Origin of the sequence: Isachenkonia alkalipeptolytica (genome assembly GCF_009910325.1) — a bacterium.
Lineage (GTDB): Bacteria > Bacillota > Clostridia > Peptostreptococcales > T1SED10-28 > Isachenkonia > Isachenkonia alkalipeptolytica.
The window spans coordinates 64,239-76,575 of record NZ_SUMG01000006.1 but is presented as its reverse complement, the minus strand read 5'-3'; the positions used below and the strand labels follow the sequence as shown (position 1 = coordinate 76,575).

Annotated in this window: 11 protein-coding genes; 5 read left to right on the top strand and 6 right to left on the bottom strand. The window is 41.1% G+C overall.

Annotated elements, in window-relative coordinates; translation table 11 throughout:
- Nucleotides 1-105: 105 nt before the first annotated feature.
- Nucleotides 106-1,437, bottom strand: coding sequence for an ATP-binding protein (locus tag ISALK_RS06560; RefSeq protein ID WP_160720388.1), 1,332 nt, complete (start codon nt 1,435-1,437; stop codon nt 106-108).
- Between the two features lie 305 nt (nt 1,438-1,742).
- Here ISALK_RS06560 and ISALK_RS06555 point away from each other — a divergent pair, with 305 nt between their 5' ends.
- From ISALK_RS06555 to ISALK_RS06545, 3 genes are all read left to right on the top strand, one after another.
- Complete coding sequence (locus ISALK_RS06555) at nt 1,743-2,069, top strand: GNAT family N-acetyltransferase (RefSeq protein ID WP_236660297.1); 327 nt, start codon at nt 1,743-1,745, stop codon at nt 2,067-2,069.
- 250 nt (nt 2,070-2,319) lie between these two features.
- Complete coding sequence (locus tag ISALK_RS06550; RefSeq protein ID WP_160720386.1) at nt 2,320-2,994, top strand: YkyA family protein; 675 nt, start codon at nt 2,320-2,322, stop codon at nt 2,992-2,994.
- Between the two features lie 152 nt (nt 2,995-3,146).
- On the top strand, nt 3,147-4,415 hold the full coding sequence (locus ISALK_RS06545) for a putative glycoside hydrolase (protein ID WP_236660296.1): 1,269 nt from the start codon (nt 3,147-3,149) through the stop codon (nt 4,413-4,415).
- 303 nt (nt 4,416-4,718) lie between these two features.
- On the opposite strand, the gene ISALK_RS06540 is transcribed toward ISALK_RS06545, so the two are convergent.
- From ISALK_RS06540 to ISALK_RS06520, 5 genes are all read right to left on the bottom strand, one after another.
- Entirely contained in the window at nt 4,719-5,750 is a 1,032-nt protein-coding gene (locus ISALK_RS06540; protein ID WP_160720382.1) for an ABC transporter ATP-binding protein, read from the bottom strand.
- The gene (locus ISALK_RS06535) at nt 5,747-6,793 is read right to left on the bottom strand and encodes an ABC transporter ATP-binding protein (RefSeq protein ID WP_160720380.1); all 1,047 of its coding nucleotides are present in this window, start codon (nt 6,791-6,793) and stop codon (nt 5,747-5,749) included. Before ISALK_RS06535 ends, ISALK_RS06540 begins: the two co-directional genes overlap by 4 nt.
- A 2-nt stretch (nt 6,794-6,795) precedes the next feature.
- Entirely contained in the window at nt 6,796-7,692 is an 897-nt protein-coding gene (locus ISALK_RS06530; protein WP_160720378.1) for an ABC transporter permease, read from the bottom strand.
- A 23-nt stretch (nt 7,693-7,715) separates the two neighbouring features.
- The gene (locus ISALK_RS06525; protein WP_201756854.1) at nt 7,716-8,687 is read right to left on the bottom strand and encodes an ABC transporter permease; all 972 of its coding nucleotides are present in this window, start codon (nt 8,685-8,687) and stop codon (nt 7,716-7,718) included.
- Nucleotides 8,688-8,818: 131 nt separating this feature from the next.
- Nucleotides 8,819-10,504 carry an ABC transporter substrate-binding protein gene (locus ISALK_RS06520; RefSeq protein ID WP_160720374.1) on the bottom strand — a complete coding sequence of 562 codons (1,686 nt, stop codon included), beginning with the start codon at nt 10,502-10,504 and terminating at the stop codon, nt 8,819-8,821.
- 468 nt (nt 10,505-10,972) lie between these two features.
- Here ISALK_RS06520 and ISALK_RS06515 point away from each other — a divergent pair, with 468 nt between their 5' ends.
- Complete coding sequence (locus tag ISALK_RS06515) at nt 10,973-11,236, top strand: type II toxin-antitoxin system Phd/YefM family antitoxin (RefSeq protein WP_160720373.1); 264 nt, start codon at nt 10,973-10,975, stop codon at nt 11,234-11,236.
- 415 nt (nt 11,237-11,651) lie between these two features.
- Nucleotides 11,652-12,182 (top strand): flavodoxin domain-containing protein, encoded by a 531-nt coding sequence (locus ISALK_RS06510; RefSeq protein WP_160720371.1) that lies wholly within the window; start codon nt 11,652-11,654, stop codon nt 12,180-12,182.
- Nucleotides 12,183-12,337 lie beyond the last annotated feature (155 nt).

Sequence of the window (12,337 nt, the reverse complement as noted above, 5' to 3'; positions counted from 1 at the left end):
TAAGTGATGAAAGCCTCATTTTGGATAACCGCAAGTACCGGTTGATCTGAAAGAGGCTTTTGTTTTGTGAAAAATTGTGAGGGCTGTATAATTAATCCTGAAAATTTAGCTTTTGGAAAAAGAGGACAAAAGGTACGTCCCGCTGTCCTCCAGCTTCGGTACAAAATACAATGGAATATTTGTCAGCCAATCATCTTCACGATAATCAGACATCGACATTCTCACCGATCGATGGGGTTTATATTTTTCGTAGTATGATTTTAGACTTTTGGCTTTCACGTTTTCTTCCGCTTTCACTTCAATCGGCAGTATTTGATCACCCGTGGAAAGTATAAAATCAACTTCTGCAGTCCCTTTGTCAGCCGTCCAGTAATATACTGATAGATCAAAAAATGATTTAAGTTGCTGAAGCACATATTGCTCGGTGAGAGCCCCCTTAAACTCCGTAAAAAGACGATTCCCTTCAAGAATGATCCTGGGATCTATTTCGCAGAGAGCGCCGAGCAGCCCTACGTCCAGTAAAAAGATTTTAAATGCTCCGGAATCAGCATAGGAGGAAAGTGGGTGGTGGGGCTTCTTAATTCTGTTGACTTTTAATATTAAGCCGCTATCTTCCAACCATGTCAGTGCCATTTCATAATCCTTTGCTCTTGCACCGGACTTTATCTGTCCATATATAAATTTGCGATTTTCCTTTGATAACTGTCCGGGAATGGAGTTCCACAACATCCGAATTCTGGATACAATTATACCCGGAGCATGCTTAGAAAAATCCTGTTCATATGCGGATAAGATATTCTTTTGTATTGTTCGGATTTCCTTCAGATCTTTACGTTCAGCATATTCAGCAACGGCTTCAGGCATTCCCCCAACAAAACAGTACACTCTTAGCAAAGAAATATACCGGTCCTTAAACGCCGTGATCATTTCTATATTTTTATTCATGATCAACTCTCTCAGTCCGGTTTCTCCTACCGCATTTAAAAACTCTAAATAGTTCATCGGATATAAATTCATAAACTCAACCTTCCCTACCGGGAAGGATGTCCCTTGATGGTAAAACACGCCAAGAAGCGAGCCGGCAGCTAGGATGTGATAACCGGGAGCTTGTTCATTAAAGTACTTCAATGAGGTAAGGGCCCTGGGACACTCTTGTATCTCGTCAAAGATAATTAAAGTATTATCGGGATCAATATCTACGCCGGTTTCTATTTTCAGCCCCATAATAATTGAATCAATATCTAAGTTTGCCTGAAACAGCCCTGATGCTCTTTGATTGTACTCGAAATTGATGTATGCGACCTTTTTATAATGCTTTTCACCGAAATGTTTCATTAACCAGGTTTTTCCAACTTGTCGTGCTCCATGAATGATCAATGGTTTTCGTTTTGCTTTGCCTTTCCATTCAATTAATTTATCCGTTGCATCTCGGATCATCATCATCACCTCAAATCAATTATAACTCTTATTATACATTTTTTCAAAGGAATAAATGTATAATTACACACTTTTTCAAAGGAATAATTGGTTAATATCACATTTTTTCAAAGGAACCGTCGGATGTCTCTAAGAACAACGTAGTTTAGACGCAGTCATAATGGATTTTGATATCCATCATGGGATCATAAAAATGAAAGCTTCTTTAATACAGCTTTTGGAAAAAGAGGACAAAAGGTACGTCCCGCTGTCCTCCGCTGGTTTTACTATGCAAAAAATGGCGAAGAGTTTTTAGGAAAAATACTTTGAAAAAAATAGAAGATAAAGAGATAATTATAATAAAAGAATCGGAAAAGATCATCGGATGGTTGCGATATAGTTTGTTTTGGGACAACATACCATTTATGAATATGTTAAGGATCGAAGAGCGATACAGGAAAAAAGGTTTAGGGAGACTTTTAGTAGAGTTTTGGGAAAAAGAAATGAGAGAAAAAGGACATAAGCTGGTTTTGACTTCAACAATGTCCAACGAGTTTGCACAGCATTTCTACCGAAAGCTTGGATATAAAGATGCAGGCTGCTTATTATTGGAGGAGGAAGGACTGGAAATCGTATTCAAAAAAGAATTTTAAGTAATGAAAGCCTCATTTTGGATAACCGCAAGTACCGGTTGATCTTAAAAGAGGCTTGTATTTTGCGAAAAATTGCAAAGTTTTTTTGAGATAAACTCTTTGTAAATACAGGTTTTGGAGAAAGCGGACAATTACTCCGTCCCCCTGTCCTTCTCTCACTTTTTATTGGATTTACTTCAATATAATGGTATAATAACGAGGTGTAATTATGATTGTTAAGTAGAGGGGTATATTAAGAGAGGAGATTGGTATGGGAGACAATAAAAAAACACGAGGGGTCTTTAGGACAGGTATGTTGCTTTTGCTTTTATCATTAAGCAGTGCGGCTTTACTACTAGGCTGTGAAAGTGATGGAATCGAAACAATTGCGGAAACGGCAAATGAGTTGGAAGAAACCCATGGGCAAACCGTGGAGGAATTGAACCTTCTTTTACAAGAGGAAGCAGAGCTGCAAACAGACTTTGAAGAGACCCTGGAAACCGATGATGATTTATCAACCTTTGGAGACGGTACTTCTCCTGTATTTCGGAATCTTTCCGATAGAAAAGAGCGTATGGAACGATTAGTAGAATTAGAAGAAGAGTACGCTAGGCATGCAGAGACCTTAAGAGGCTATAATGGAAGTCTATTAGATGAAAATGCATTGGATAGTTTAGCAGCAGATCTTGTTCAGTTTTTTGAAACACTGGGCATATTTCGTGGGGAATATGTACAAAATTTAGAGGAAAAAGAGACTTATTTTGAAGGATTAGCGGCTGAAGATGCCACATACGATATCTTTACGGAAGGGATCCATTCCTTGAATGCGCAGCACGAAATAATGAGAGAACATTTTTATGGACTGGATGAAGAATTAAGTGTTCTATCCCAAGGTATTGAAGAATTGCAGCAAACCATTCAAGAAATACAAGAAGAAGAGGAATAAAAGATAAAAATGAAAAAGAGTGGTTTGAAAAGAATGATGCTTAAGAGGGTGACGAGGGGCATTTATTCTTTTGGGGAATTAGCGAATCAGGAAGAAAGTGAGGGAATAGACGAATGAATCTAAAAAAATATTTGATAATGGGGCTAGTTGGTTTGACAGCGGTAACACTTCTTTCCACAAGTGTGTTCGCTGAGGGGGACTCCGCTGAGGAAAGCGCCGAGGAAGAGTCGGTAGAAGAGTCAGTAGAGGAGCCGGCAGAAGAAGCGGTAGAAGAGACGGTTGAGGTTGATGAGCGGGAAACAACCTACTTAGCGCTTTCAAAAGAGCCGATCTTATCTATTCCGGAGGAATTTCCGCGACAGTTTATGTATGAGAGTTTGGTGAATATTGATTATCCGGAAGATGGGGTCAAAGGCATTTTTCTTACGGGAGGAACCGCGGCCAGCGAAAGATTACATGAATTAACAGACTTACTCAATACTACAGCACTGAATTCCATGGTGATCGACGTCAAAGATGATGACGGAACCATCGTGATGGATTTGGATTCCGATCATGAATATGTCCAGGAGTTCACTCGGGACTATGTTGATGCGGAAGAGTTAATGAAGCACTTGGAAGAACATAACATTTATCCCATTGCACGGATTGTGATCTTTAAGGATAGTCGTTTAGCCAGGGCACGTCCGGATCTATCCTTTACCGATGAGAACGGAGAAGTATGGTCCAATCGAGCGGGAGCAAGCTTTGTCAATCCTTATGAGCGGGAAGTCTGGGAACACAATGTGGAAGTTGCCAAAAAGGCAGCGGCACTGGGCTTTAAGGATATTCAATTTGACTATGTACGATTCCCGGAAGGATTTGCAACCATGGATGAGCATTTAAACTATTCCCGGGGCGAGTATGCAGAGAGTGGCTCGGATAATGTACAGCAGCGTGTGGATGCGGTAACGGATTTCATTGCCTACGCCCGGGAAGAACTCAAGCCCTATGGTGTGGATCTTTCCGTGGATATTTTCGGGTTTGCCGCCTTGGTTCGGGAAGAGCCCAATATAGGCCAGAGTTTTACGCGAATTTCCGAGAATGTGGATGTGATTTCCTCCATGATTTATCCCAGTCACTGGGGACCATGGAATTTAGGCATTGAGAAGCCGGATTTGGAACCCTATAATCTGGTGTATAATTATATGGTAGTTGAAAATGAAGTGCTGGCAACCTTAGGAGACGACGCACCTAGAACCAGACCCTGGATCCAGGATTTTACCGCTTCTTATCTCGGAGCAGGAAATTATAGGACATACGGTGACCATGAAGTGTCGGAACAAATTCGTGCCCTGCATGATCACGGTGTTAAGGAATATCTGATTTGGAATTCAAGAAGCAACTTTTCTCAAGGGGCAACCTTCGATTTTGATGAGTAATATCCGATGAATATTTGCAAAGTAATAAGCATAAGTAACAAAAATTTCTGCTGAAAAATTAGAAAACCGCCTTGGGGTATCGATTGGAATCGATCCTTCAGGCGGTTTTCTTTTTTGGTGGAAGAAAGATAAGTGGAATTATTGATAAGGTACATAACAAAGAAATGGAGGGATTACTTGAAAACCTAAAATTAAAAGCGTCCCCGCGTGAGGACCTGGTAGCGTCCCCGCCTGAGCTCCCAATTCTGAAAAATATAGGTTTTGGCCGGGAGGACAAAAGGTACGTCCCCCTGTCCTCTATTGTTATTTTAGTGCTTTTATTTGATGATTTTCATTTTTAACAAGATCTTCTTTTTTAAAGATGCAAGCATGGTGATGTCCCTTCGAAACTTCTTGAAAACTGTGATCACAGGTTTTGCATTCATCTTTTACATAGGGACATCTCGGGCTGAATCGACAGCCTACCGGAAGATTAATTTGATCCGGAGCCTCGTCGTCAATGAGGATTCGCTCTTTAATATAGTTAGGATCCGCCACGGGAACTGCGGATAAAAGCACCTGGGTGTAGGGATGCTGGGGATTTTTTACGATTTCATCCACGGGACCGATTTCCATAATTTTGCCAAGGTACATAATGGCCATTCGATCACAAAGATATTTGATCGTTGATAAATCATGGGATATATAAAGCATGGTCAGTCCCATTTTCTTACGAAGATCCTTCAGTAGATTTAAAATGTCTGCCCGGATGGATACATCAAGCATGGATACCGGTTCATCCGCCACTAATACCAAGGGGTTAACAACAATTCCTCTGGCAATGGCCACCCGTTGCCGTTGACCACCCGAGAGCTCGTGGGGGTATCGATGAACATAATGCTCCGCTGGCTTAAGCTCTGCAATTTCCAATACTTCGATGACTTTTTCATAGAGGGTTTTCTTATCCTTCAACCCGTGAATTCTAAGAGGTTCCGCTATGGTATCGAAAACATTGAATCGAGGATTTAGAGTTTCATAAGGATCTTGAAAAATCATTTGTACTTCCTTACGGAATGCTTTCTGAGATTCTCTGTCGGTTCCGCTCAAGGGATGTCCCCCGATGGTAATCGAACCATTGGTAGGGTCTTGAAGCCGGACTAAAATTTCTCCCGTTGTGGTTTTTCCGGAACCGCTTTCACCGGCTAAGCCTAAGATTTCTCCTTTCTCAATGGTTAAATTTATACCATCAATCGCTTTAACATATACCTTTTCTTTTTTGAAATAATCTTTAATTCCTTTTTTCACCAAATAATATTTCTTCAAATCTTCTATTTGTATTAAAGGGCTTTCGCTCATTCCGCATCACTCCCCAATTCCTTAATTATTCGTTCTCTAACCGCTTCCCAGGTTTCCCGATGTCCCGAAGCTTCCCGGAATTTTTCAACATCTTTATTATAGTGACAGGCGGAAAAATGATCCGGTCCTACCTCTTCCAAGGGTGGTAATTCTTTTATACAGAGTTCTGTTCTGAATGGACATCGTTTATTAAATCGACAGCCGGTCTGGAGCTGTCTAAGATCCGGCGGGGCTCCCGGTATGGAGATCAATTCCTCGCCGATTTCATGAATGCTCGGAAAAGCATTATTAAGACCTAAGGAATAGGGATGAAAGGGCTTTGTAAAAAAAGCCTTTGTTGAAGCTTTCTCTACTATTTTGCCTCCATACATTACTATTATGGTCTCGCAGGTTTCGGAAACAACGGATATGTCATGGGTAATTAAAATCATGGAACTGTCAATCTTCTTTTGAATCTCCACGACCTGTTGTAAAATCCGATCCTGTACCACCACATCCAAAGCGGTTGTGGGTTCATCTGCAATAATCAATGATGGGTTTAAGGTCAAGGCCATGGCAATGATAGCCCGCTGCTTCATTCCCCCGCTCATTTGATGGGGATAACTCTTCAGTCTTTTAGCCTCCAACCCAACCATTTTAAAGACCTCGACGGAACGTTCCATGGCTTCTTTTCGATTCATCTTCGTATGAATCCGGATGCCGTCAATTAACTGATCCCCCACGGTTTGAACGGGATTCAAGGCATTCATTGCACTTTGTGCCACCATAGCGATTTCCTTCAAACGAATTTTGCGAATTTCTTCATCGTTTTTTGTAACCAGATCTTCTCCTTTAAAAAGCATCTTTCCTTCACTGATTCTTCCGTTTTTCGCCAATAATCTCATAATGGATTTAGCTAAGGTGGTTTTTCCACAGCCGCTTTCGCCCACCAAACCTACACTTTCTCCGATCTTCAACGAGAAGGATACGTCATCTACGGCTTTGAGATTGCCTTCCTCCGTGGTATATTCAATGCTTACATTTTGCACATCCAATAATGCCATCCTTATCGCCTCCTCAATCTGGGGTCTACAACTTCTTCCAATGCCCTTGCCACAAAAAAGATGGAAAGTAGCAATAATACTATGGCAAGACCCGGAGTGGTAATCCACCACCAGGCAACCCTGGAGTTACCGGTACTGAATACAATATGCAGAATTTGTCCCCAACTGGGAACCGAAGGGTCACCAAATCCTAAAAAAGCAATGCTTGCTTCCGCAGCAATGGCCCAGTTTACCATAAATGCCATCTCCAGAAGGATTAAGGGAATAACATTTGGCAGGATATATTTAAACATTAATCTAAAATCCCCTGCACCGGCAACCCGTCCCGCTTTTATATAGGGCCTTTCCACAATCGATAACACCTGGGAACGAACAAGCCTTGCAACGGTTCTCCAGGATAACAGGGAGACCGCTAAAATAACATTCCATATACTCGGTTTCAAAACCGCCGAGAGTACGATTACAAAGGGGATAAAAGGAATGGCATAAAAGAAATCGACCACCCTCATCATGACGGTATCAACCCACCCTCCATAATATCCGGCCACGATTCCTACGATAGAACCCACCACCGTTACCAGAAAAGCTGCCAATAACCCAACAGTCAACGCAGTTCTCGTCCCTAAAACCACCTGGGAAAAAATATCACGTCCTACATCCGTGGTTCCAAAGGGGTGTTCCCTCGAAGGGGGTTCTAATCTTCTGATGGTACCTTCTTCATCATAATGACGATCCCTTGGACCATGAGGTGCAATCCCATCGGAAAAAATGGCTACCCCAATGAAAAACACCAGTAACACCACGCCTAATAGCGCTAATTTATCGTATTTTAAGTTTTTCAGAAATAATCGAGAGATACTTTTGCTGTTCCCCTTTTTGTTCAATGCTGCAATATTCATATTTTCACCTCTTCTTTTCTGAATTAATTATAGGAAATTCGGGGATCCAGTAAGGCATACAACATGTCAGCAATCAGGTTCATAAACATTACCATGGCTGAAATGATGATAAAACTACCCTGGGCAAGGGGATAATCATGTCGAGTTACCGCAGTAACAATTTCACGTCCCAGTCCCGGCCAACTGAATACTACCTCTATCAATACCTGACCACCGATGGATGCTCCTATAAACAGAGCCCCAGCCGTAACTACAGGTAATAAGGCATTTCGGGCTGCATGGCGGTAAAGAATATGACGCTCCTTCGTACCCTTGGCCCGCGCCATTTCTATATAGTCTTCCGACATTACTTCCAGCATACTGTTACGCATAATCAACATCGGCGTTGCCATAAAATAAAGCCCCGCCACTAAAGCCGGCAAAATGAGATGTCTCAAAAAATCGAGATTTAAAAACATCTCTGCAAAAGTCCCTCCGCCCGTACCTGCGGTTCGCATTCCCTGGGCGGGAAACCAGGCTAACTGAACGGAAAAAAACAAAATCATCATCAGACCCACCCAAAAGGTCGGTGCGGATCTAAAAATCAAAGAGACGGTAATTCCTATGGATTCTAATCTTGAACCTCGCCTCCAGGCCATCCATGCTCCGCCGAAAACTCCCATAGTATAGGCGAAAACCATGGCTGAAAGCATCAATATTAAAGTTGCGGCAAGTTTTTCCTGTATAATTTCAATCGCAGGACGATTATAGAAGAAGGAATCTCCAAAATCGAGCCTTGCCAAATCCGTAATAAAAACCTTGTATTGATCCCAAAGACTGCCGTCCAGTCCATATCTCTCAAGAAGCTGTTGCCTTGCCTCAGGAGGGATTGACGGATCTACAACATATGCCGTTGGGTCTCCGGGCATGGTGCGAAAGAGGAAAAATATCATTGTGGAAACCAGGACTATCATTAAGAGCATTACAAATAGTCGTTTCAAAAAGTAATTTAGCAAACCGTCACCTTCTTTCTTAAGAGTTACCCTTATGAGTTCAAATATATAAAATATGAAAGTCGAATAATCGACTTTCATATTTTAGTTTTATATCAAATTTAACTTGTACAATTTAGCTCCGTGAATCCTGTTTACTCTACGGGCATTCTCATTCGACCTTGGCTGTCCCAGGTAAATCCTGCTTCCGCGAGGATTTCTCGAGCGCGTTCCGGATCATATGTGTCATATATCGGGACATCAGGGTTGTGCCAGAACTCGTTGGCTTCAACGATGGTTAATCCACCGCCGCCTCTTGCGCCGTATCCGTTTAAGTGAACATCTAAAGCAAGGTCATAGTCAACCAAATGTGCCATAGCAATTCTAAACTGCTTGTTGTCGAAAGGTGCACGATCAAGATTCATACCGATATAGAAGAAACCGATATCGTCTCCTTCTGTTAACTCAAGGTGGTCATATCGTCCACCGTCGTTATTCTCAATTTGCTCGGTATGAGAAGGGACCAAGTCATAGGATACCATGTGAACATTTCCGAGTTCCAATGCAGTCAATACACCCTCAGGAGATGCGAAAATTTGGAAAATATATCCGTCAATGTGTACCGGTTCAAAGTAATCGTCAAATCTTGATAATACTAACTCTTCTCCTGTTTGGAAACGTTCAAGCTTAAAGGGTCCGCTTCCGATTGCATCTTCATTGGTATATTGAACAGGATTCTCAATATTCTCCCAGATATGCATCGGTAATATAGGAATTTGAGCCAAGGTATTTGTAATAAATGGAGCATAGGGCTCTACTAAGTTAAACCGAATGGTATTATCATCGGTGATCTCGATGGTATCGATCGGTGTTAAGAAAGAACCAAAGTATTCAACGTTTTCATCGATAAATAGCTCATAGCTGAATTTTACATCTTCAACCGTAACCGGCTCTCCGTCGTGGAAAGTCATACCTTGACGAAGTACTACGTCAATTGTGGTGTCATCAACTACATCCCAACTTTCCGCCGCCCAAGCTTCCGGTTCAATACTCGGTGATAATCGGACCAATTTGTCATAAATCAACCGTAGGTTTCTCCATCCGTAAACGCTGATGGAACTTAAGGGATTCATATCATCAATATTTACATTACTTGCCACGGTCAATACGGTTTCATCTGTCAAAGGCTTGATTGAGAATGGCGTCCATTCATTAAATAAGCCTTCTCCGGGAATGTTAATTACATCTTCAAACAAATCTTTGTTATAAGTCTGCATATTGGCTCTGGAGTACATTGTTATTTTGGGAACATCCTCTGCAAGGATTCGCTGAGCCTCAAATACTAATTCTCTTCGTGCTTCGATATCCATTTCCCGACGTTGTGCATCGGCGATCTCATCAAATTCAGGATTTCGGTATCGATTCGTGTTGTTTCCTCCGGGTCCCGCATTATCCGAGTGGTTAATGGAATGGATAAACATATCCGGGTCTAATCGTTCGATTCTTCCGGACCATCCGATTGTGTAAGCATCATAATCCATGTCATCTCCATATAAAACATCCAGCAATACTGCAAAGTCCATTGGTTGAGATTCTGCATTTACTCCCAGTGCCTGCAGCTCTTCTGCAACCTCCTGAGACATTTCATAGTTTACCATGTTAGCTTCCGGTAATGAACTTAAAAAAGTAAGGTCAGGAACCAGTTCTCCCATTTCTTCATCTGGTATATCCGACCCTGTGTCATCCTGACCGTTAGTGTCGTCGTCACCACATGCGGTAAACAACATGAGCACTGCGATCATGACCGCCAACCAAACTTTCTTTCGATTGATTCTTTTCATTTTGTCATCCTCCTTTTTTTATTCACAACATTTATAAAAATGCATAAGTCAGTTTACACCATTCTGATAATTCTGTCAAATTAAAATTCACGCATATTCTCAGAATGAGGCCTAAGTCCTCTTATAACAATGATCAGGGGAATAATAACATTCTTCAGAGGAGTTTATTCATTCTCTCTAAGTGGTGTTTTAATTTTTTATTTATTCATTCAATTATATTTATTCATTACTTTATACATAAAATTTAATTTATATTGCTTTTGCATGTAAAATATCAAAGGATTTTTGGTGGAATAAAGATCGGTGGAATTATCGAACAGGAGGACAAAAGATACGTCCCGCTGTCCTCTTGATATACCTCAAAAAACGGTATAATTGCTTGGAAACCTTACATGAGGTCTGTAGAAAGTCGAACATAATTATGATATAATTAAGACATAATATGAATGTGTGAAAGGAGTGTTGACAATGCCTGAAATTAGACCGATTAAAGATTTGCGAAATACAACGGAGATTTCAAAACTATGCCATGAGAATAAAGAGCCGATCTTTATTACGAAAAATGGCTATGGTGATATGGTTGTAATGAGTATGGAAACCTATGAAAAGAAACTGGCTAAAGCTGAACTATACGAGAAGTTAGCAAAAGCAGAAGAGCAGTTGGAAAATGGAGAGCCCATGGAAGATGCAGTAGAGGTCTTTAAGAGATTAAGAGGCAAGTATGGAAAGTAAAAATTTCGAGATTAAATTTACACCCATTGCAAGTGAACATCATGCGAGTTTTATATGGAAGACAAAAATATCAAAGTTTACTATAAGAGTATCTGATTATCATATGCTTTTCTGAGTGGTTGCTTACCTAAATTTAGAAGCGTCTCCGCGTGAGGTCCTAATTCTGAAAAATATAAGCTTTGGAACGGGAGGACAAAAGATACGTCCCGCTGTCCTTTGCGGCTTTGTCCGAGTCACTCCGTCTTAAGGCTGATGTCTTCTCTTTCCAAAACAGTAGAAACGATCCGCCTGGGGTCCCTTATGGGATTCTTTTTTTCACGCTATAATAAGAAATAGTAGACTTTTTAGAGAAGCTAATTTCATGAAAGAAGGGATCATGGCGGGATAAAAATTTGTTAGTAATTAAGGAGGTACTATGAAGGCGATCGTTGTTTATAAATCGAAAACCGGTTTTACCAAAAGGTATGCAGAGTGGATTGTCGAGGAACTGCAGTGTGATATTACCACGTATGAAAATATTTTTCGTGAGATGATTGCGGAATATGATCTGGTTATTTATGGGAGTCGTATCCATGCGGGAAGAGTAGATGGCCTAAAAAAGATCAAAGATTTGGTTGAAAAGGTTAATAGACCCAAGCTTATGGTTTTTGCTACCGGGGGAACACCTTCAGCGGTAGAGGGTGCTATTCGCGGCATTTGGAAAGCCAGTTTTTCTGAGGAGGAATTACAAGAAATCCCCCATTTTTATATGCAAAGCGGTCTGAATTATGAAAAGATGGGAAGGGGCGATCGCCTGATCATGAAAACCCTGGCCAAGGTGCTAAATAGAAAAAAAGATAAAACCTCCGATGAGGTCGGATGCGAAGAAGCCATTGGGGATTCTTATGATATCTCATCCCGTGAATATGTTTTGCCCTTGGTTCAATGTGTACAGGAGATGAAATAACCATCATAAAAGTTAAAAAAGTCTGTTGCAAAGAAAGATGCTGCAAACTATGAACCTTGGGAAGCTGCTTTGATGCAAGCCGTTGGCTCCAATAATGATTGGACAGACAAGGGAAATATAAAACCAATTCTTGATTATCTAGGTTGAGAGGAAAA

Coding starts and splice junctions, on each gene's coding strand:
- ISALK_RS06550 (WP_160720386.1), top strand. CDS start 2,320: ATGGGAGACAATAAAAAAACACGAGGGGTCTTTAGGACAGGTATGTTG.
- ISALK_RS06540 (WP_160720382.1), bottom strand. CDS start 5,750: ATGAGCGAAAGCCCTTTAATACAAATAGAAGATTTGAAGAAATATTAT.
- ISALK_RS06560 (WP_160720388.1), bottom strand. CDS start 1,437: ATGATCCGAGATGCAACGGATAAATTAATTGAATGGAAAGGCAAAGCA.
- ISALK_RS06530 (WP_160720378.1), bottom strand. CDS start 7,692: ATGAATATTGCAGCATTGAACAAAAAGGGGAACAGCAAAAGTATCTCT.
- ISALK_RS06520 (WP_160720374.1), bottom strand. CDS start 10,504: ATGAAAAGAATCAATCGAAAGAAAGTTTGGTTGGCGGTCATGATCGCA.
- ISALK_RS06535 (WP_160720380.1), bottom strand. CDS start 6,793: ATGGCATTATTGGATGTGCAAAATGTAAGCATTGAATATACCACGGAG.
- ISALK_RS06515 (WP_160720373.1), top strand. CDS start 10,973: ATGCCTGAAATTAGACCGATTAAAGATTTGCGAAATACAACGGAGATT.
- ISALK_RS06510 (WP_160720371.1), top strand. CDS start 11,652: ATGAAGGCGATCGTTGTTTATAAATCGAAAACCGGTTTTACCAAAAGG.